The following is a 20,265-nucleotide window of genomic DNA, read 5'->3' as shown; positions in this document are numbered from 1 at the left end:
AAAACACGATGAAAACGAAAACCACTATACAGCAAAATCAACCCAAAAGACTTTCCCTGCTTGATAGATTCCTGACCCTCTGGATCTTTCTGGCTATGGCTATTGGTGTGGCTTTAGGCAACCTCGTTCCTGATATAGAAGGCTTTTTTAGTCAGTTTCAAGCTGGTACAACCAATATCCCTATCGCTATTGGTCTGATTGTGATGATGTATCCACCGCTTGCCAAAGTGCGCTATGAGCATTTGGGTAAAGTCTTCAAGAACCTGAAAGTTGTAACTCTGTCATTGGTATTGAACTGGATCATTGGTCCGGTGCTGATGTTTCTGCTAGCCGTTACATTTTTAAGAGACTATCCCGAATACATGATCGGCCTGATCCTCATTGGCCTTGCCCGCTGCATTGCGATGGTGCTGGTCTGGAATGATCTGGCACAGGGAGATAAAGAATATGCTGCAGGACTGGTGGCTTTGAACAGCATTTTCCAGGTCATTTTCTACAGCTTCTTTGCATGGTTATTCATTACTGTGCTGCCGCCTTATTTCGGTATTGAAGGCTCAGTGGTAGATATCAGCATGGGAGAAGTAGCCGAGAGTGTATTTCTCTACCTTGGCGTTCCGTTTCTAGCAGGTTTCTTGACACGTTACTTCTTTGTCAAGACAAAAGGAGAAAAGTGGTATGTAGAACATGTCATTCCCAGGATCAGTCCACTGACCCTGATTGCGCTGCTCTTTACCATAGTGGTGATGTTTAGCTTTAAGGGGCAGACGATTGTAGATATCCCACTAGATGTACTGCGCATCGCAATACCTCTGGTGATTTACTTCGGGCTAATGTTCGTGCTGAGCTTTCTTCTGGCCAAAAAGCTAGGCGCCAATTACGCAGAAAATACTTCCATCTCCTTCTCAGCTACCGGCAACAACTTTGAACTGGCCATCGCAGTGGCCGTAGGGGTATTCGGCATAGAATCCGGGCAGGCTTTTGCCGGAGTAGTAGGCCCGCTCATTGAAGTGCCGGCATTGATATTACTGGTCAATCTTGCTTTTTGGTTTAGAAAAAAATTGTACGGAGCCCAGCCTTCTAAAGTAGAATCTTAATGGAAATCTACGATGTCATCATCATTGGTGGAGGACAAAGTGCTTTGGCAGTTGGCTATTACCTGCGAAGAACTGATCTCAAATACCTTATCCTGGATAAAGAGGAAAAGCCGGGAGGAAGTTGGCAACACTACTGGGAGTCCCTTTGGCTGTTTTCCCCGGCAACTTTTAGTAGCCTTCCCGGAACAATAATGCCCGGAGGGGCGGATTACTATCCCAGTCGGGAGGATACGCTGAATTATCTGCGCAAATACGAAGAGAAATACCAGTTGGCAGTACAAAGACCTACCCATGTGGAAAAGGTTGAGAAGGTAAAGGGCCTTTTCCAACTGAAGACTAACCAAGGTGTTTTCCAGACTAAAGTAGTAGTGAGTGCTACGGGAAGTTTTACCAAGCCTTTCATTCCTCAGATTCAGGGAATGGATGATTTTGAAGGTGAGATTTTACATTCTGCTGCTTACCGTTCTGCTGAACCTTTCAAAAATCAGCAGGTGATCATCGTAGGAGAAGGTAATTCTGGAGCACAAATCCTTGCTGAAGTGAGTCAGCTTGCACAAACTAGCTGGCTTACTTCCAAAAAACCTTCCTTTCTTCCCGATGACGTAGATGGAAGAGTACTCTTTGACAGGGCTTCTGCTTTATATGAAGCCCAAAAGCAGGGGAAAGGCTATCGTCCTCCTTCTTTAGGAGATATCGTCATGGTGCCCTCGGTTAAAGAAGCCAGAGAAAGAGGAGTGCTTAAAGCTAAGCCCACCATTGAGTATTTTGAAAAGGATGGAGTAGTACTTCAGAACGGAGAATTTATAAAAGCAGATTCGGTCATCTTTTGTACCGGTTTTCGCCCTGCGCTGGAGCACCTCAAACCATTGAATGTTATAGAAAACAATGGCCGGATACTCAATGAAAATACCAAAGCTTTGAAGATAGAGGGTTTATGGCTGGTAGGCTACGGTAGCTGGACTGGTTTTGCTTCCGCTACATTAATTGGAGTCGGACGAAGTGCCAGACAAATAGTGCAGGAAATTGAGCAGTATTTATCAATATCAACTTAAACTATGGTTGAGATATTCATCATTGGAGGCAGTGATGCCGGAGTAAGTGCTGCTCTGCGTATCAAAGAGGTTGCTCCTTCTTTTCAGGTTCATATGTTACTCAAAGATGAATATCCCAACTACAGCATCTGTGGGATTCCTTTTTACTTAAGCAAAGAAGTAACTCAGCCAGATCAGTTGGCTCATAGGTCACTGAAAGAATTAAAAAGCGCAGGTATTGACGTGCTGCTGCATCATGAAGTAGAACAGATTCATCCTGAAGACAAGAAATTAACAGTCTCTACTCCTTTAGGTAAAGAAGTATTTGCTTACGACAAGCTGCTCATGGCCACTGGAGCAAAATCTGTTACTCCTGCTATAGAAGGGCTTGACTTAGTTGGTGTTTTCCAGTTACGCTGGATAGATGATATGCTCATCATAGCATCTTACCTGCAAGAGCATCAAGTAAAAGAAGTAGTGATCATTGGTGCAGGATACATTGGTGTAGAAATGGCAGAAGCATTTACCTTAAGGGAGTTAACTGTCCATATGATTGAAGCGTCAGATTATCCACTACAGACTTTCGACCCGGAGTTGGGGTTGGTGGTTCGTGATTATTTGATGTCAAAAAAAATACACCTCTATCAAAACCATCTGGTCAAGAAGATAAGTCAGCGTAATGGAAGCCTATCTGTGGAGACTAACAAAACCGAGGTAAGAGGCCAAGTTGTACTGGTGGTAACTGGTGCACAGCCTGCTTCCGAACTTGCGCATCAGGCTGGAATCCATACAGGAGCCAGGGGTGCTATCAAAGTTGATGGATTGATGCATACGAACCTGGAAGATATTTATGCAGCAGGAGATTGCTGTGAAACTTATCACAGACTGTTACAGCAATATGACTATTTACCCCTGGGAACCACCGCCCATAAGCAGGGAAGAGTAGCCGGAGAAAATATAGCAGGTGGTAAACGCTATTACGGAGGCTCTCTGGGCACGCAGGTAGTCAAAGTATTTGATCATGTGGCAGCAAGAACAGGCTTGAGAGAGGGTGAAGCCAGAAAAGCCGGAATACCTTGCTTTTCAGCAGTGTATGAAGCGTATGATCATAAATCGTATTATCCCGGAGCCTCTTCTATCCTGATCAAGCTCACGGCAAGAAGTGATAACCAACAGCTTTTGGGAGTTCAAATGTGGGGGGCACAAAAAGCAGAAGTGGCCAAACGCATAGATGTGGTAGCAACGGCTATTCACCAATTCTCCACAGTAGAGCAGCTCAATGATCTGGATCTAAGTTATAGCCCACCTCTGGGTACTCCGTGGGATGCTTTGCAGATGAGTGCTCAGCATTGGCTTAGAATCTATAATACTTCTATACATGCATAGTTGGAAACTTATATTAGTGTTGTGCTCAGGCTTGTTTTATCAGGCCAGTTTTGCCCAGGAGATTTTGGAGCTGCGCTATTGTGTGCTCTTTGATACTTACCAGGAGCAGCAAGTCTTTCATGACTGGCAACAGGGAAAAGGGGTAGATTTACTTTCCATGCTGTCTGCCTATGATCCTCATTTAGACAGCATTACTTTCTCAAGTTTTTCAGATAAACTACAAAAAGAACTGTTGAAGCTACAAAGGAAACAAACCCAAGTAAACGACACGCTTTGGCTTATCAAGAGATTATTTTATCAGCTGCATCAGAAATTTCTCAAAAGATACCAGGCGCAGGCCAGCTTTGCAGATCTTATCCGCAAGGGAGAATATAATTGTCTGAGTGGAACGATGCTCTACGCTTATGTACTGGAATATTTGAATATACCCTATATGATTTATGAAACCCCTCAGCATGTTTTTCTAAGGGTATTTCTAGAGGAAGAAACACTTGTCTTTGAGGCCACTGATCCTATGCATGGTGTACATACTCAACAAAAAATGCTTTTCAAAGGAGAACAGGCTGTTTTGTGGATCTCCCTCATAGGATTGCAGTACTTCAATGTAGGAATCAAATACTATGAGGAAGGGCAGTATCTGAATGCCCTGCGTTCATTTAGAAAAGCACAGTTATTATATCCAGCATCGGAAAGGATCAGAAAACATCTGGCATATACATTTAACGTCTATGAGCAAAGTGATTGGCTGAGTTTAAGAAAGAATTAAAGTTTATCCCTGATCCACTATTGTAGAATATTCTAACTTAATTTTTCAAGATGAAAAGCTTAAGCAACTTCTTTACTTTTTTGAATTCAATTCAATTGAATCGGCTAAAAATTGCGTTATAGAATATTTATATATTAAAAATCACAAGAATATCTGCACTCCAAGTCCCACTGCCACAGTAAAAAACAGACAGCAAATCCATACAAAAGACACTAACCGAGAATAGGTATGCTTATCGGAGGCATCCTGCTGAAAGTACATGGGAACAATGATGCGCAGATACACTGCCAAAGAGATGACGCTATTCAATATAGCAGCAATGGCGAGCCAGGTAAACTGGCTGTCAATGGCTGCGCCAAACAACAGGAATTTACCGGCAAAACCTGCTAAGGGAGGGATACCTACCAATGAGAACAAAAATATCGTCATAGCTACGCCAGGCCAGGGAGATGATTTTCCAACCCCCTTGAGGTCTTCTATCTTTTGACCATTGGCTAAGACAATGGCAAAAGCTCCGGTATTCATCACAGCGTACGCAATGCCAAAGATCACCAGCGACTGCTCAGCCAGGCTGCTTTGCTGCATAGCTACTACACCTAACAAAAAATATCCTGCCTGAGCAACTGTAGAATAGGCCAATAGTCTGATGACATTTTGCTGCCATAAAGCTACCACATTACCGAATGTCATGGAGAGCACAGCAAGAATAGCAAGCATAAGGGGCCAATCTAAAAGTTCTGTAGGGATCTCACGGGCTACCTGAGCCAGTGCATAAATAGCACCTATTTTGGGGATCACAGACAGATAAGCTGCAATGGAAACGGGTGCTCCCTCAAAAGTATCGGGAGTCCAGAAGTGAAAGGGAAAAATAGACGCTGCATAGCTGATGCCTACTACCAGTGTTACGAACCCAAAAATCACTGGCAAAGGGGGTAAAGCCGGATCATTTAAGGCTGAAAGCAGGGTACTACCACTAATGCCTACCCAATAAGTTAAACCGAAGATCATAATTGCACCGGTCACTGATCCGTATACAAAGTATTTCATGGCACCTTCCGTAGCCTTGTCGGTTTTGGGGTAGGCAGCCAGGGCAAAACCGCTCAGGCTGTTCATCAGAATCCCCAGTACAATAAACATCACATCTCCGCTTCCCGCCAGTAAGAGAGAACCTAGGGTAGAAAAACCCAGCAGGCTGTAGACAGTTCCTTCACGATCTGTGCCTCGGAGTTCGCTCCGGGCCAACAAAGCGAAAAGAACAGAGGCAGGGCAAAGGATGATGACTGACCAGTGATTGAGCGCATCTATCCTGAAAGTTTGGGAGAAAGCAGTAGTGTCTAATCCTAGTCTGCTGATGCTCAGAATGGAAGCTGCTATCATGCCAATTGACAAAGTAAGCAGACTACCCAAAGGTTTTCTGAACATTTCCCATATCAAAGCTACCACTGCGGTGAGCAGGACGATGATCTGAGGCAGGATCAGGATTAAGTCTCTGGCCATCTGGCTCATATTCCAAGTATTTTTGTGGTTTCATGAATTACTGAAAGTAGAATTTCAGGAAAAAGACCAAGGGCCAAAATGGATAGTATTAGGGGGACAAGTGCCCATAGTTCATAAGCATGTAAATCATCCCGGCTTGTTAGCCCTTCCGGATTTTTGCCCATAAATACTTTTTGAATCGCCCTCAGGTAAAGCCCGGAGGTAATGAGCAGCCCGATGATGATAAAACCTACAGCTATCGGATACACGCTGAACCCACCCAGGAAAATTTGAAATTCGGCAGGGAAATGCGCTAGTCCTGGAAGGCCAAGTGAGGCAAAAGAAGCCAGTATAAAGAGTCCTCCCAACACGGGAGATGTATGCAGGATGCCATTGATGTCAGCGATCTCACGGGTCTTTATCCTATCTTGCAAAGAGCCTACTAAGAGAAAAAGCGCCCCTGTCACTACGCCATGGCTGACCATTTGCAGTATAGCCCCATCTAGTGCTTGTGCACGGGCGGTGTTTCCTGCTACGGCAGCTACCGCCACACCAAATACAAAATACCCCATATGGTTTACACTGGTGTAGGCTACCATCCGCTTTATATCTGTCTGTGCCAGGGCTACAAAAGCACCGTAGAGCGCCGACACTACAGCTATCACCATCACATAGGGCGCAAATTCACGAAAGGCTTCAGGTGTCATTTGCAGAGCAAAGCGGATGAAACCATAAGCACCCAATTTCAGTAAAATACCTGCCAGGATAGCGCTACCGGGAGCAGGGGCTTCAGTGTGAGCTGTAGGCAACCAGGTATGAAAAGGGAAAAGCGGCGTCTTGATAGCAAAAGCTAGGAAAAATCCCCAGAAAGTAAGCGCTGCTGCCAGTCCCTTAAGCACAGGTGCGGCTATAAACACTCGCATATCAAAAGTGTGCGGATCTGCATGCAGGTAGAGGGAGAGAAGTGCCAGCAGCAGGAAGAGGCTCCCTACCAAAGTGTAGATAAAGAATGTCAGGGCCGCTTTCTTGGCATGTTCATGTCCCCAGCCTGCAATGATAAAGTACATGCCTACCAGCGTGATTTCAAAGAACACATAAAAGAGAAGAAGGTCCAAGGATAAAAATACGCCCAGGCAGGCCGTTTCCAGCAGTAATACCAGGGCGACATAGGTTGGGGCTTTGTCTTTGATCTTGGTGGAGAAAATAAGAGAGGTCAGAAATAGCAGAGTAGTGAGTAGCACCAAAGGAAAGCTGATGCCATCCACGCCCACCCGATAGGCTGCTCCCAGGGAAGGAATCCAGGCAAGCTCTTCCACTTGTGAAAAGCTACCTTCCACACCTTTGATCCATATCAGGATAGCGCTTAGCAATGAAAGTGCGGAAGAAGTGATACCGATTCCATAGGCAGGTTTAGACTGATCAGGTTTGGTAAAAAGTACCACCAGTGCCCCGATAAGAGGGAGAAAGATGGTGATAGAAAGTAAAGGAAAAGAAAAATCTTCCATAGTTTATATCATTGAAAAAATGAGAATTATCATAAGTGCCAGCATGCCGCCTACTGACCACACCAACTCTTTGTGCACCATACCGGATTGGGTTTGTTTGCTGTACTTACCCAGTTCTTGCACTGATGAGGTAAGGGAGGCTATCCACTGCTCTATACCACTTTCCTCCAGCTTACGGGATAGGACGCCCAATTTTAGGTTGAAGCTGCCGACCTGGTTTGTGAGTTTGCTAAAAAACTGGTCAATCTCCTGGGCAAAGTGGGAGATACCGGCAAAAGAAGTTCCTACTTTAAGCACTGTAGCATGAATCGCCTGATCAAGCCGGTCTGTCCAGAATGCAAATTTGAGTACAGGCTTTACAATGATATACTGGTAACCCCCTGCCAATTGGTAATTGTTGGCCAGAAAATCACTTGCTTTCCCGAAAAGAGACTGCGTATTCACAAACCAACCCGCTGCAAGACCAGCAATTGCAGCGGCCAGTCCGCTATATTTGGCTATTTCATTTTTAGGAATTTCGTATTCTGCAAATTTCACTAAAGGCTCCAGCCAGAATCCTCCGATAGCCACTACCAATACCAGCACGAGCAAACCCGCCCGCATCCAGTTAAGCTTTTCAATAGAATGGTCATCCGGTTCGTGCTCAGGAGCATCACTCCATAAAATTCGGATGGCCCTGCCCATATAGATTGCAGTAAAGAAAGCCCCGATAAGGGCTACCGGAAAATACCATCCGGTTGCTGAGGCTTGAAGTCCTGCAGCCAGTATACCATCTTTTGACCAGTAGCCGATGAAAGGAGGAATACCTGCCAAAGCAATTCCAGCTATAGCAAAGGCGAAAAATGAAATTTTAAGTTTCTTCCCCAGTCCTGCGATATCGGCAAAAGCGGTGGAATCTTTTGCATGCTGATAAATGCCCGATCCAAGAAAAAGACTGCTTTTCATAAAAGCATGTGCCAGCAGGTGTGCGAAAGCAGCGCCCGGAAACCCGGCTCCTACCGCTACCAGCATAAAGCCAAGCTGACTGGAAGTGGAAGCTGCCAGCATCTGCTTAACATCTCTTGAGACAATAGCTGTCATTCCGGTCATAAGGATGGTGATGCCGCCTACGATGCCTATCCAAAGCATAGCGCCTTCGGACAGCAGGGGAAAAGCTCTGAGGAGTAGGATGGCTCCCGCAGCGACCATAGTGGCAGAGTGCAGCAGAGCAGATACAGGAGTAGGTCCGGCCATGGCTCCAGATAACCAACTCTGAAAAGGTACCTGGGCGGATTTGCCCATCACAGCCAGTAGTATGGCCAAAGCTCCTAGTGTAGAAATTCCTTGCGTAGATGTTGCCGAAATCTGGCTTGTGCCCTGTGCGATAATGATAATAAAAATACCGATGTACAATCCCAGATCTGTGAAGCGGGTAAGTAAAAATGCTTTGTTGGCACCCTCTTGGGCCTGCTTTTCCCAATGCCAGGTGCCTATCAACAGATAGGAAGCAAAACCCATGATTTCCCAGCCGGTAATGAATAATATCCAGTCTCCTGCCATCACCAGCAGTTGCATGGCAGCCACAAACAAAGACATGCCTGCCCAAAACCATACTTTCCCTTTTTCTGCTGCCATATACCCTCTGGCGTAGAGGAAAATGAAGAAAGCAACGACAGCGACTACCACCGCAAGTATGGCAGAACTTTGGTCGGCTTCTAGCAGAAAAGGCATTTCAGGCAAACCAGTTATTTCTACCTTGACCGTACTTCCGCCCTTTACCCTGAATACCAAAAACAGGGAAGCTACCAGACTCAACAGTGCTCCTGCCAGGGCGAATACATCTGCTTTTCTTCTGAAAAGATAGATGCCTATGCAGGCGATGAAAGGAGACAAAATTAGTGTTGTTATCATAGCTATCCTTTTAGATCGCTGGCTTCTTCAGATTCTACCGAACCTTTGGTGCGAAATCGCTGAGTAGCAATCCCAAATCCCACGGCTGCTTCCAGGGCCATGACGGTCATCACCACCAGCACAAACATTTGTATGGAGAAGGTTTCAGGATGCAGAAAGCGCCAGAAAGCCACCAGATTGAGCATGCTGGCCCCTAGCATCAGTTCTACGCCCATCATGATCATCACGAGGTTGGTCTGCCCCAGGGCTCCATAAAGTCCTATGCCAAATAATATGGCGCTTATGATTAAAGTAATGGTCAGTTCCATCGTATTACATTTGATTTTTTTTGTAAGGCAAAGCAGTTGCCGTGGCAGCAATCATAGCGACTAAAATACTTACCCCGGCTGATTCAAAAATCATCATAGACCTCTTCATAACTTCAATGCCCAAATCATGATTCTGCTTTGACGGCAAGGGGGCTTCCAAAGCCATTCCTCCCCAACTGGTGAGTACAGTTACCCCGATCGCAAATGCTCCTACCAATATGCCACCGCTGATGGAAGCTGATTTCTGGTGGCTCATGTCCATGCCCATCAGGCCACCGGGGTCCATCATATACATCATCATAAAGATGGCCATGATGCTCATTTCCGTAGCCATCATCATGATTTGCAGTACGCCCAGAAATTCTGCTTCCATCGCAAAAAACATCGCACCTATGGCTGCCATAGAAGCCAGCAGGGAAAGGGCAGAGCGTACCATAGAGCTGGTCATGAATACCCTCCAGCCAAACCAGATAGCCACTAAGCCAAAAAATATCAGGAATATGAGACGTGTTTCATTCATAACAATAAAAGTATACCTACCCAAAGAATATTAAATAATGCAGCAGGCGTGGCAAATTTCCAACTCCATTCCAGCAGGCTATCGAATCGGATACGTACGGCAAAGCGGCTGACCCCGAAAAAGCTTGCGGCTACTGCTAATGTTTTCAGAAAAGTCCAGAGATAATCCGGCAGCCAGGGCCCATGCCAGCCGCCTAAAAAAAGTATGGTAGTAGCAAGTGAAAGCGTCATGATCAAAGCGAGCCTGCCTATGCGAAAAACCAATAAACGTTCAGCTGTAAACTCAGCCCATACTCCCCCGGCTAAGGTTCCTGGAGCTGTAGGCAAGTCAAAAGGGGGTAGAAAGGCCATAGCCATTGCTGACAGATAGAACAACAAAAATCCCACTGGTTGATAGATGATGTTCCATAAACTTTGCTGGGAATTTACTATTTCAGTCAAAGCCATAGATTCAGCCCGCATCACCGTGGCGGTGATCGCCATCACGATAGGCATAGAGTATGCAATAAGTTGTCCCAGAAACCGCCATCCACCGATCATAGCATATACTCCGTTAGGTGCCCAGCCAGCCATTAATATAGATACCATAATGTAAGCCAGGGCTGCATTGATAAATAAAGCACCGGTAGCTAAATCTATTGCCGGGCTTCCTTTGCCAAAAGGTAATATCATAGCTGCCATCAAGGTAGCTACGATAAACAGCAGTGGGGCCGTTTCATAAAATACTTTATCCATTTTGCGAGGAGTAACAGACTCTTGTCCCAGTAGCGCCAAGCATCTTCTGAAAGGAGCCAGCAGGTCAAATCTGCCATAGGTTATCCAGCGTTCCATCACAGCCAGCAGGTACAAGCCTGCTACAAATAAAATTATGGTTACTATCCAGTAAATAGTTTGGCTCATTGTGGTATATTTATAAATCTATTTCCCAGGGGGCAATGTCCAGGGAGGCTATGCCTATCAGCGCATCACCCAATTCCTGGCCTTTTGCTACTTCCGGAATAAATGCCGCATGGGAGGCAGAAGGAGTGGTTAGATGAAATTTTTTTACTTGTCCTGCACTGATTTGAACGGTCATTTCTGCTACGCCTCTGGGAGTCTCTACTCTTGCCCTACCTTCGCCCGAACTTTCATTATAGGGTATTGCCTTTTCATGTCCGGTGACAGATAGTTTTTCATTTGCTTGAATTAGCTTAAGACTTTGTTCTATCTCAGCCAACCTCATCAATAATTTTCCCCACGCATTGTTGTGCTTACCTTGCAAGGGGGAAAAGGAAAAGTTCTCGTAAGTTTTATCCTGCATTCTGGCATCATGAGTCACCCCTCCGGCTCTGGCGATGCTTCCGCTGGCATGATGAAGCAGGTTTTTAGGAATCATACCTACTGGCTTCAATCTCATTTTCAGATGGGAAGATTTTCTAATTTGTTTTATGAGCTTTAAAATAGCCTGTTCATTATCCCTCCCTCTTTGATACTGCCGGTGTAAGTCTATAGCTTTCAAGTGCATGACAGGGCTACCTATTGTTTGACTGAAAACTGCCAGCCAGTTCAGGTGACTTAAAATTCTTTCCTTTTCCAGCAGGACAAGATCGTTTATACCTTTCTGCTCATCATCTTCCATTTTCAAGGCATTGGCAACAGCTTTTTCTGCCAGTATACGGAAGGCTACCGGGGCTAAAGGGTTGATTGTAGCAATATGCCCTACAAATGCCTTGGGTTCTGAGGGGAAAGTCTCCATCAAATTCCTGCACAGAAGCCCTTTTTCTATTTCTGCCTGCATCACCGTATCACCATCCAGCATCATGGAAATACTTAAGCCTCCCGGAAATCCGGGGAAGAAAGGACCGAAATGGACGGGGTTCATTTCCATAGCCAGACCATCCATACTGCGAGGCATATCTTTGGTCATGGCTACCATAGACATGAAGCCTCCACCACCATGATTATGTCCACCGCCTCCGCCATGCTGATGCTCATGCTCTTCATGATCGTGATCTTCATTTTCTTCCTGCTGGTGTTCATCCTGCTCATCTCCATCATTATTTTTTTTATGATGTTCATGTCCATCATGCTCTTGATGCGTATGCTCTTGGTTATGTTGATGCGAAGCATGTTTTTTATTCTGCTCATTTTGCTGGTGAGCATTTCCATGCTCATGCTCTCCTTGTTTTTGATGGTGCTCCTGATGTTCTTCTTCCTCTCCATGCTCCTCATCCTGCTCTCCTTCATGTCCATGATGCATGTGGCCGTGGTCTTCATCTTTATCTTCTACCGCTTCTTTTATTTTTTCTGTAGCAAATGGTTCGGTCTCTTTTCTCCAGGCATGTTGGGTCAATAGCTTTTTGATTTCTTCCTGTAAATTTTCAGCTTGTAAAGAAAGCTTTATATCTGGTTCTGGAAGAGGATCAGCTTTATCAAGTCCGGCAAAGACCAATACCCTGGGCCGGGGAATTTGAGCATAAGCCATAGCTGCTTTTTCTGCCAGAATTTCAGAAACAGGGCCCACGAGAAGGAGCACACTGGCTTCACGGGGCGTAGCTGCAATGTTAATACCTTTTTTTTCGAGATGAAGACCATAGCTCCTCAATACATCTGATCCGGGCACAGGAAATACATACAGCTCATGAGCCATCGCTTTGGCAGCCCATCGCTTTAAAAAATTCCAAGTGCCTTTTCTGGCACCGTATTTCATCCTGTGTTCCATCATCAAATATTATTGGCGTTTTAGGCCTCCCTGATTCCAGGTGTAAATCAATCCCAGAAATAAAATCATCAGAAACACACCCATGTCCAGCAGGGCCATGATGCCCAACTCCTTATATACTACTGCCCAAGGATACATATAAGCCATTTCCATGTCAAAGGCCAGAAAAAGTAAGGCGAAGCTATAATAATGGACATGATAGCGTCCCCAGGCAGGCTTGGGCGATAAGTTGCCACTTTCAGCAGGCACTATCTTTCCAGGCTCTTCCATGGTTTTGCCCAATGATTTTTTGATCAGGTAGATCATGCCTACAAACCCGGCGGTAAATACCAGCATGCCAAATAGAATCAGGTACTGCTTAAGAGGAGACATAGTTTGATAAATTATTGATACGTTTTGAAGTTCATGTTTTCAATTCCCACACCGAATCTGTAAAATATCGCTTGCTATCAAAGAAATTATGCACTACCTGAAAGCCCGTAGCCTGAGCTAATTGATCAATATTCTGGAGACTGAATTTCCGGGATTGTTCCATATATATTGCTTCCCATGCCTCAAAGTGGACAGTAATATCCAAAGCCTTGATATGTACTTCCTGCGCTTGCTGGCTTACCAGATAGCTACGGACAACTCCTTCCATAGGATCGTACATGGGGAAATACTGAAAAGATTGAAGGTCAAAATCCGCATCCAACTCTTCGTTAATTCTGTGTAACAGATTGAGATCAAACCTCTTGGTAATTCCCCCTTTATCAAAATAAGCATTTAGAATTGTAGTTGGATCTTTTTTTAGATCAAATCCAATCATCAGGCGGTCACCGGGTGAAATATGTTCGGAAACCTTATGCAAAAACTTCTTAACTTCTTCTGCACTAAAATTGCCTATGTTGGCTCCCAGAAACAACACTACTTTACGTATTCCTCCTTTATATGTGTGATTGAGTTGCTCAATGGCGCTGAAATAATCATCACTTATGGCTTGGACTTCTAATGCTGGCAAATGGCGCTGTAATTCCGAAGTGAGTTCTGACAGTATGTTGGCCGAAATATCTATAGGGATGTAGTGGAAGTTAGCCTGCTGTGCCACAAAGTGCTGCAGTAAAACTTTGGTTTTCATTCCATCACCTGCACCGAATTCAATCAGTTGGAATTCCTCTGCTCCCTCACTGAATTTTTCCAGAATTTCAGACTTCTGACTAGAGAAAATTTCGTACTCTGAGCGTGTCAGGTAGTATTCAGGCATAGCCATGATTTCCTGAAAAATCTGATCTCCTTGTTTGTTGTACAGGTACTTTGAAGGTAAGTACTTTTGCTCCGCAGTTAGTCCCTGTGATACGTCTTGTGCAAATTCCCGATGGGTCTCTTTTGGAAATTTGATTTCTTCAACAGCTTCTGTTATTTCTAAAGACATAGTGATTAAAAAATTACTCTTTGTAGTAAAAAATTATGTCTCACAATCTATGACTGTAACAAATGAACCTCATTACCCAAATCTAGAGCTATCTGGATAATGAGGTAGTTGTATTGATTAGAAATAGATTAGCCTAAGAACTGTTTGCAGGCTTCCTCACAGGCCCGACAAGCTTCGGCGCACTCTTTGCAATGTTGAGCTTCATGCTTGTCACATTCATCAGCGCAAGCTTTACAGAGGGTTTGGCAAAAGCGAACTGCTTCTTTTGCATGGCTACTTCCCCTGGCGACGAAATTAATCGCTACATGGCAAGAGTCTGCACAGTCATGGTCTGTACGTATACAGTCAGCCATTTTAGCAATATCATCTTCATTTAAACATTGGTCAGAGCAGTACTCGCAGGCTGCGGCACACTCGGCTAATTTCTGGATAAAATCCTGATGTTGTCTCATGGTAAAAAAATTATTAAATGTTAAAAAAATGTATTAAAAAATAGACCTCTAATTTAAAGACTTGTTATTGATAAGCTGTATAAAATTATGGTTTTATGTTTAGATATATTGATTTTCTACAGGCCTACGCGGCCAATTATTCTTTTCTTTTATATTCTACTTCCATATTCATCATATTTACGACTAATCCGGCCCATGTGAAATCATTTGCACCATAGCCTTCACCTGTAAAAGGGTGATAATACTCCCTGAAACCGCTTTTTTTGATCAGTTTTTGGATACTTTCTACCAAGAGGTGAGCTTCTTCTTTATAATTTTTTTCTAGTAAGAATTGGTGCATAAACCAGTTAAATAAAATCCAGGTAGGCCCTCTCCAGATATATAGGGACTCTGTAGGATTGAAAGAAGGATGGTTTTTAGCCACTGAAGGAATTGGAAAAGGCACGTCAAATTCTGTTTTGTTAAAAAAATGAGTATCTATTACTTTTTTGCAAATTTCATCAGGCATGCCTTTGATCACTACTGGAAAAAAAATTGTGGGAGTCAATATCCGGATTTTTGTATTTGCTTTGCCATATACATCATAAAAAGCTGCTGTCTTGTCTTCATACATGATACTGATCATGCTTTGTATGGTTTGGCTAGCCCTGGATCTGAAGGTATCTGCATCCGGATCATCAAGCTCCTCGCATAGCTCAGCTAATGCCCTTAGGTTTTGGGCATAGATTGTATTGAATCCTGCATCTTTGACTATGAAATAATCTTTATTGTAGAGTGATTCAGTATTGTAGCGATGCCAGAAATTACGCACATCTACCCATATCACTCTCCAAAATAGCCTCCAGTCTGCTTTTTTCTGCGGAAAACCTACCACTACATCAAAAGTTGGTTTCCAATCTATTCCTGACTCAAAAGGAGAAATAATAGAGAGCAATCCATCGCCCTCAAAATCTCTGTTGATAGCCAGCCAGTGATAATATTTCTTTAGTTTGGGCAGCATAAGTTCAAGAAATTCGCGATCGCCAGTGTCATGATAAACTTTCGCTACAGCCTGAGCTACTAAAGGAGGCTGGATTAAAGCACTCATATGGGTTTTGAACAACTTCCATTTCAGGCCGGGGCGAGACTGAAAGATATCGGTAAATCTACCGGGTGTTATATTGTTCCAATAGATCATATGTCCCACAAACCCATTTTCTTCCTGCAAAGCAAAGAGACTAATAAGGTGTTTTTTAGCCATATCATGCTCGCCTAAAGCAGAAAGGATGAAAACATGCAGGCATGTGTCCCAAAAAAACTGAAAAGGGTATGTGCCCGGTGAAGGTTTGGTATAATGAAAATGAGTATTGGTTGACTTGGAATAACCAGTGACCATATTTTCATACATCACTTCCCTGGCTTTCTTACGAATTTCATTTTCTGTCATTTTATTGCTCGTTTTCTGAAGGGTAAATGTCTTGCCAATTCCATCCGCCATTTTGTAATAAACCGGAAAGCAACATTCTTCTTTGTTTTATAGTATCATAATTATTTTTTATCTCATCTGCGGATATAGACGGTTTAATGGGCATTCCCTCTAATGAAGAAAGGTTGGGAAAAGCCTGTTCACCATCAGTGGCTTGAATGAAAGGGCCTTTTAATGAAGCAAGATAAAAGTACAAAGCATCTCTCAAAGGATGTACATCATCCCTAAGCCCTTGATTGGTTTTGTCAGGTTCACCAAATAACAAAACTATACTGAGTGCTTCATCCAGATTAGTGATATTGACAGCTATAGCATCTTTCTTCCGGCCGGTATGAAAAAAATGTAAAACCGGAAATGCCATGTGATTCTGAACATGACTGTTGATCTGCTGCTGAAGTTGAGGAACATAGGTGAGCAGGCGGGAGAAATCATTTCCATTCCAGGTATTAAGCAATATTTGCTGGGGGGTGTTACCCAGGTTACTGATGGTAAGGCTCAGCGTTCGCTTGTTGATGATAGCAGAAGAAACAGAAATGATGTAGCTGATACCGGTGGTGATAAAAATGAAACCTGCAAACGAAAAAACAGCAGTAATGACCTGCCAAAGTTTAGCTCCCGGTTTGAAGTCGCCATTTCCCATGGTTGACAAAACATAACCACTATAATAAAACTTATCAAGCAGGCTAGCTGATAGTTCTTTGCTAGAGGTGACTACGGAAATTTCTTCACTGATCAGCATGACAAACAAACCTATCCAGAGCAGTATGATCCACATGCTAAATAGAAATAGCATGATGGTAATCCCAGAGAATTTCAATACGCTTCTGTTACCCCATAGCTTGCTTACTTTTAGAAACAAGCTCCAGATAGCTTTAGTGATCTTATGCGTGATTATTCCAGCTCCATTGGAAGAAAGGGTAGTATAAAAAAAGTCGTGTGCGGTTATCAATATGATGCATAAACCCACTAAAAATATGATCACATTCATTGGTATGGAATCTTTTTATCCGGAAATTTACTCTTCATTGGTAGCGCAAACTACAACGCCTTTCCAGAAAAAAGTAATCTTAAATTTTTCACTACTGATAATTTTAAAACCTGCTCTTCCAAGAATTTCTTGAATTTGATGAGGACTATAAACTTTATGATGCATGTTGTCTATGCGTTTGATAGCCCATTCAAAGTACTTTGCTAGAAATCCGCTTTTTATATAATCTAACAAGATCAACATGCCGTCTTTTTGCAAGTGTGCTTTAAGGTTGACCATCTCTGAATCAGGGTGCTGAAGATAATGGAAGACACTTGTAGATACTATGAGGTCATATTTATTCTCAAAGTTTTTTTGATTTTGCAGTTTTACCTTATCTCTTAAGTACCCAGGGAGATGTTGAATTTTCTTCCGGGCCTGTTGCAACATATTTTCTACAGGATCATAACCCGTAATATGACCCAGATTAGGATGTTTTTCCAATGTCCTTCTGATCAGCTCACCTGTGCCACAGCCAAAATCAAGTATGGTTTTTCCTTCCAACGATTCAGGGAAGTACTGAAAGGCTTTTTCTAATGTATTGTCTGTATAGCTCTTCCATTTCTTATCATAGGAGTCTGCTATATTTATGAAGTAGTTGACTGACATTTTTATTAGATGTCTTTTGCGCTAAAAAGCTGCAAGCTTCAGTATAATGATACACAGAGAGCTTGCAGCTAAACTCCAAAACTATTTTACATACTTATCCCATAGGCCATAGCTTTCTTTTTTAGGACCTCGTGGTATAGCAAGTCCGGCGACAAGCAGCCCTGTAATAGCACTGCTCAGGTTTAAAGCAAAATTACTATCCTGCAAAAACCAGGGAATTACAGCTAATGCTAAGCCCAACAAGACATTAAGATAACGCCCCCTTCTCACTACTTCTCCCATACATATCACAGAGACCACTATTATTAATGAACCTCCCAGATGGTTGATGTCGGCTGCTGAAGTTTCTATGCTAACTCCAAATGCAGCCGGAGCAAACATTAACCAGGCACCGAGAAGGGTAGAAATAGCCAATGTCCAGGGAACAGACATGCCCCACACCGAGGCTTTAAATACTTTCCAGGGACTTTGAGGAAGATCCATCAATTTAGGAGAACGTTCATCCTGATTATGTTCTACAGGTTCACCACCTTTCCAGAATACTTTCCAGAAGTTATCGCCTCTTCGTTTGGCCTGCACCATGTGCTGCCCCATTGCTATAACCTCATCAAACTCCAGCGGAATCATGGGCAACATGATAGCTGCGGCCAGCAAACAGGGGGTACACCAGTACCCTACAATTACCGGTTGAGAAATCACCAGGAAGATATGAACCAGGCCGAGAGGAATTACCAGAATACCAAATAAAGCTACCATCCAGGGCATGGTGCGCCAGCGGGAAGGGCTTCCCATCCAACCCATCAAAAACTCAAAGGTATAAGCTAAAGAACCTAATGCACCGTCAGAGACTGGCAATGAGTGAGACATGTTGGAGTTGAGTACCAAACGGCTCCCTTCACCAAAGAAAGGGTCCCATACCTGATCTATATAACCCAACTGAAAAGCCCCCAGGTAACGGGATACTATCCATCCGGCAAAAGCAAGTACAATCATAATCCAACGTTGGGGCCAACTGGAAGGGTTATAGCTCCACCCTGGAGGTACCTGTGAACCCATTTTCATGTACATAATCATGTTGGGCATTCCTGGTATCAGGATAGTCAAGGCAATTACCAAAGCACCAACCAGGGTATCGTTGAGGTAAGCTACTGCTGTAGGTGCCCAGAACAAGACCGGGGCTATGTTGAGCCAAACCCCAATAAAGCAGCAAAGCCATAAGCTCACAGGGCGGTTAGGTGTGAGTGAGCGCCAACCAAAAAAAATCAGCAGTAATCCACTGATGATGTCGCTCCATTTAAGTACAGTAATTCTTTGAGATAATGAAAGCCAAACTTCCCGCCCCCCGCTGGGCTCTACTGTTCCTGATCCATAGCTGAAAGTCAAGGGCGACAAAACCAGCCAGAAACCTAAAAGTACGAGCATCCAGTAGATCCACAAAGTTTGCTGGTGGTGCATGTGCAACATTTGCAGCCGTTGTTCCTGATCCATCTTATGATGTTCGTGGTCACCATCTTCATGGTTCTGATGGTTGTTGTTATTTTGATGCATATCCATAGGGCGGACTACTCCACGGGAACCCATACCTCCGGAGTGCTTGTCACCTTTACTTGTCATAAAAATCAGTTTATATAAGGTTAAAAAATTAAATGCCTATTATAAGATAAACACTATTTCCTGATTTGCTTTATCATCCACATAATCAGCAAAACAAGCACGATAAAAATCAAGATGCCAAACACCCACATCCAGATTCCACCTCCCATACCCATATCGTTTTGATTCATCATTATTTATGAAATTTTTTGTTATAACATCTTATTGCTCGTATCCATCAGGTAAAGGAGTAGCTTCCATAGCACGGGACATACCCTGTTCTACAAATTCACTTACTGCTCGCTGGGCGTGTTGTTGTATCAATTTTACTACCTGAGGATTATCGGAGGTTTCCAGTACATATACGCCTCTTTCTGTATTTTCAATTTGCATTTTAATCTCATCAGCATGTTCAAAAATTTGCCTGAAAAGTGGGTCCATCTGCCGAATCGGGCGATTGTTCTCTACTCTTTCTTTCATTTGTCGTACATGAGTTTGTATAACTGGTACCAGCTCAGGATCATTGGATTCTGTCCAGGTTTTGACGCCATTGTCCAGGTTTTCAACCCGGCGTTGGATTTTCTCATGATTTGTTAACAGCTGATGAATGTTGCGCATATCACCCATCATACTCTCGTCCATCTTGCCAGACATCATGGCCTTTCGCATTTCTTCATTCATCATTTCATTACCCCCTACCATCCCTTCCCCCATCATTTCATTCTCTTTCTGTTCCTGCTCTTTTTCTGTTCCAACACAATTCGCTACGATAATGGTAAAACTGATAACAATGACGATGTAAATACCTGTATATGAGAGCTTCATGAGCTAGAAGTTAATTATTCTACATAATTCAAAATGGTCTCAAATTGTCTTTTTATCCTGTCATCTTTTGGGGTAGTAGCTTTAGGATTACCCATAATTGCCAGAGCATTTGGGCCAACTAATGTTATTTCAACAAACTGTCTCTTTGCTTCCTCTATGATGATATCATTGCATGATGAAAGTGCTAAATCACTTATTTCAGATAAT

Annotated in this window: 19 protein-coding genes; 4 read left to right on the top strand and 15 right to left on the bottom strand. The window is 43.5% G+C overall.

Annotated elements, in window-relative coordinates; all coding sequences use genetic code 11:
• Nucleotides 1–8: 8 nt before the first annotated feature.
• The 4 genes from arsB to WJR50_RS23160 are packed head-to-tail and all read left to right on the top strand — an operon-like array spanning nt 9 to nt 4,277.
• Nucleotides 9–1,094 (top strand): ACR3 family arsenite efflux transporter, encoded by a 1,086-nt coding sequence (arsB, locus tag WJR50_RS23175; RefSeq protein WP_341295679.1) that lies wholly within the window; start codon nt 9–11, stop codon nt 1,092–1,094.
• Nucleotides 1,094–2,146 (top strand): ArsO family NAD(P)H-dependent flavin-containing monooxygenase, encoded by a 1,053-nt coding sequence (locus WJR50_RS23170; RefSeq protein WP_341295678.1) that lies wholly within the window; start codon nt 1,094–1,096, stop codon nt 2,144–2,146. Before arsB ends, WJR50_RS23170 begins: the two co-directional genes overlap by 1 nt.
• A 3-nt stretch (nt 2,147–2,149) precedes the next feature.
• Nucleotides 2,150–3,511, top strand: coding sequence for an FAD-dependent oxidoreductase (locus WJR50_RS23165; protein ID WP_341295677.1), 1,362 nt, complete (start codon nt 2,150–2,152; stop codon nt 3,509–3,511).
• A complete protein-coding gene (locus WJR50_RS23160; RefSeq protein WP_341295676.1) occupies nt 3,504–4,277 on the top strand; it encodes a hypothetical protein in 774 nt (257 codons plus the stop codon). The genes WJR50_RS23165 and WJR50_RS23160 overlap by 8 nt, the downstream gene beginning before the upstream one ends.
• A gap of 141 nt (nt 4,278–4,418) precedes the next feature.
• Here WJR50_RS23160 and WJR50_RS23155 read toward each other — a convergent pair whose 3' ends face one another.
• From WJR50_RS23155 to WJR50_RS23085, 15 genes are all read right to left on the bottom strand, one after another.
• Nucleotides 4,419–5,783, bottom strand: coding sequence for an NADH-quinone oxidoreductase subunit N (locus tag WJR50_RS23155; RefSeq protein ID WP_341295675.1), 1,365 nt, complete (start codon nt 5,781–5,783; stop codon nt 4,419–4,421).
• Complete coding sequence (locus tag WJR50_RS23150; protein WP_341295674.1) at nt 5,780–7,258, bottom strand: complex I subunit 4 family protein; 1,479 nt, start codon at nt 7,256–7,258, stop codon at nt 5,780–5,782. The genes WJR50_RS23155 and WJR50_RS23150 overlap by 4 nt, the downstream gene beginning before the upstream one ends.
• Before the next feature lie 3 nt (nt 7,259–7,261).
• Nucleotides 7,262–9,148, bottom strand: coding sequence for an NADH-quinone oxidoreductase subunit 5 family protein (locus WJR50_RS23145; RefSeq protein WP_341295673.1), 1,887 nt, complete (start codon nt 9,146–9,148; stop codon nt 7,262–7,264).
• Nucleotides 9,149–9,150: 2 nt separating this feature from the next.
• The gene (gene nuoK / locus WJR50_RS23140; protein ID WP_341295672.1) at nt 9,151–9,456 is read right to left on the bottom strand and encodes an NADH-quinone oxidoreductase subunit NuoK; all 306 of its coding nucleotides are present in this window, start codon (nt 9,454–9,456) and stop codon (nt 9,151–9,153) included.
• Between the two features lie 4 nt (nt 9,457–9,460).
• Nucleotides 9,461–9,976 (bottom strand): NADH-quinone oxidoreductase subunit J family protein, encoded by a 516-nt coding sequence (locus tag WJR50_RS23135; protein ID WP_341295671.1) that lies wholly within the window; start codon nt 9,974–9,976, stop codon nt 9,461–9,463.
• On the bottom strand, nt 9,973–10,875 hold the full coding sequence (locus WJR50_RS23130; RefSeq protein ID WP_341295670.1) for a complex I subunit 1 family protein: 903 nt from the start codon (nt 10,873–10,875) through the stop codon (nt 9,973–9,975). The genes WJR50_RS23135 and WJR50_RS23130 overlap by 4 nt, the downstream gene beginning before the upstream one ends.
• Before the next feature lie 10 nt (nt 10,876–10,885).
• On the bottom strand, nt 10,886–12,679 hold the full coding sequence (locus tag WJR50_RS23125) for an NADH-quinone oxidoreductase subunit D-related protein (protein ID WP_341295669.1): 1,794 nt from the start codon (nt 12,677–12,679) through the stop codon (nt 10,886–10,888).
• Nucleotides 12,680–12,685: 6 nt separating this feature from the next.
• The gene (locus tag WJR50_RS23120) at nt 12,686–13,048 is read right to left on the bottom strand and encodes an NADH-quinone oxidoreductase subunit A (RefSeq protein ID WP_341295668.1); all 363 of its coding nucleotides are present in this window, start codon (nt 13,046–13,048) and stop codon (nt 12,686–12,688) included.
• 31 nt (nt 13,049–13,079) lie between these two features.
• Complete coding sequence (locus WJR50_RS23115; protein WP_341295667.1) at nt 13,080–14,087, bottom strand: L-histidine N(alpha)-methyltransferase; 1,008 nt, start codon at nt 14,085–14,087, stop codon at nt 13,080–13,082.
• A gap of 128 nt (nt 14,088–14,215) precedes the next feature.
• Complete coding sequence (locus WJR50_RS23110; RefSeq protein ID WP_341295666.1) at nt 14,216–14,539, bottom strand: four-helix bundle copper-binding protein; 324 nt, start codon at nt 14,537–14,539, stop codon at nt 14,216–14,218.
• A gap of 136 nt (nt 14,540–14,675) precedes the next feature.
• Nucleotides 14,676–15,965, bottom strand: a complete 1,290-nt coding sequence (locus tag WJR50_RS23105; protein WP_341295665.1) for an amylo-alpha-1,6-glucosidase — start codon at nt 15,963–15,965, stop codon at nt 14,676–14,678.
• Nucleotide 15,966: 1 nt separating this feature from the next.
• Nucleotides 15,967–16,986: an ion channel gene (locus tag WJR50_RS23100; protein WP_341295664.1), complete on the bottom strand. Its 1,020-nt coding sequence runs from the start codon at nt 16,984–16,986 to the stop codon at nt 15,967–15,969.
• Between the two features lie 33 nt (nt 16,987–17,019).
• Nucleotides 17,020–17,640, bottom strand: coding sequence for a class I SAM-dependent methyltransferase (locus WJR50_RS23095; protein ID WP_341295663.1), 621 nt, complete (start codon nt 17,638–17,640; stop codon nt 17,020–17,022).
• 81 nt (nt 17,641–17,721) lie between these two features.
• Complete coding sequence (locus WJR50_RS23090) at nt 17,722–19,254, bottom strand: vitamin K epoxide reductase family protein (RefSeq protein ID WP_341295662.1); 1,533 nt, start codon at nt 19,252–19,254, stop codon at nt 17,722–17,724.
• Between the two features lie 201 nt (nt 19,255–19,455).
• Nucleotides 19,456–20,058 carry a hypothetical protein gene (locus tag WJR50_RS23085; RefSeq protein ID WP_341295661.1) on the bottom strand — a complete coding sequence of 201 codons (603 nt, stop codon included), beginning with the start codon at nt 20,056–20,058 and terminating at the stop codon, nt 19,456–19,458.
• Between the last annotated feature and the right edge of the window lie 207 nt (nt 20,059–20,265).

It is taken from the genome of Catalinimonas locisalis (assembly GCF_038039535.1).
Lineage (GTDB): Bacteria > Bacteroidota > Bacteroidia > Cytophagales > Cyclobacteriaceae > Catalinimonas.
The sequence above is the reverse complement of the archived record's forward strand: the minus strand, read 5'-3'. Positions and strand labels throughout refer to the sequence as shown.

Coding starts and splice junctions, on each gene's coding strand:
- arsB (WP_341295679.1), top strand. CDS start 9: ATGAAAACGAAAACCACTATACAGCAAAATCAACCCAAAAGACTTTCC.
- WJR50_RS23170 (WP_341295678.1), top strand. CDS start 1,094: ATGGAAATCTACGATGTCATCATCATTGGTGGAGGACAAAGTGCTTTG.
- WJR50_RS23165 (WP_341295677.1), top strand. CDS start 2,150: ATGGTTGAGATATTCATCATTGGAGGCAGTGATGCCGGAGTAAGTGCT.
- WJR50_RS23160 (WP_341295676.1), top strand. CDS start 3,504: ATGCATAGTTGGAAACTTATATTAGTGTTGTGCTCAGGCTTGTTTTAT.
- WJR50_RS23155 (WP_341295675.1), bottom strand. CDS start 5,783: ATGAGCCAGATGGCCAGAGACTTAATCCTGATCCTGCCTCAGATCATC.
- WJR50_RS23150 (WP_341295674.1), bottom strand. CDS start 7,258: ATGGAAGATTTTTCTTTTCCTTTACTTTCTATCACCATCTTTCTCCCT.
- WJR50_RS23145 (WP_341295673.1), bottom strand. CDS start 9,148: ATGATAACAACACTAATTTTGTCTCCTTTCATCGCCTGCATAGGCATC.
- nuoK (WP_341295672.1), bottom strand. CDS start 9,456: ATGGAACTGACCATTACTTTAATCATAAGCGCCATATTATTTGGCATA.
- WJR50_RS23135 (WP_341295671.1), bottom strand. CDS start 9,976: ATGAATGAAACACGTCTCATATTCCTGATATTTTTTGGCTTAGTGGCT.
- WJR50_RS23130 (WP_341295670.1), bottom strand. CDS start 10,875: ATGAGCCAAACTATTTACTGGATAGTAACCATAATTTTATTTGTAGCA.
- WJR50_RS23125 (WP_341295669.1), bottom strand. CDS start 12,679: ATGATGGAACACAGGATGAAATACGGTGCCAGAAAAGGCACTTGGAAT.
- WJR50_RS23120 (WP_341295668.1), bottom strand. CDS start 13,048: ATGTCTCCTCTTAAGCAGTACCTGATTCTATTTGGCATGCTGGTATTT.
- WJR50_RS23115 (WP_341295667.1), bottom strand. CDS start 14,087: ATGTCTTTAGAAATAACAGAAGCTGTTGAAGAAATCAAATTTCCAAAA.
- WJR50_RS23110 (WP_341295666.1), bottom strand. CDS start 14,539: ATGAGACAACATCAGGATTTTATCCAGAAATTAGCCGAGTGTGCCGCA.
- WJR50_RS23105 (WP_341295665.1), bottom strand. CDS start 15,965: ATGACAGAAAATGAAATTCGTAAGAAAGCCAGGGAAGTGATGTATGAA.
- WJR50_RS23095 (WP_341295663.1), bottom strand. CDS start 17,640: ATGTCAGTCAACTACTTCATAAATATAGCAGACTCCTATGATAAGAAA.
- WJR50_RS23090 (WP_341295662.1), bottom strand. CDS start 19,254: ATGACAAGTAAAGGTGACAAGCACTCCGGAGGTATGGGTTCCCGTGGA.
- WJR50_RS23085 (WP_341295661.1), bottom strand. CDS start 20,058: ATGAAGCTCTCATATACAGGTATTTACATCGTCATTGTTATCAGTTTT.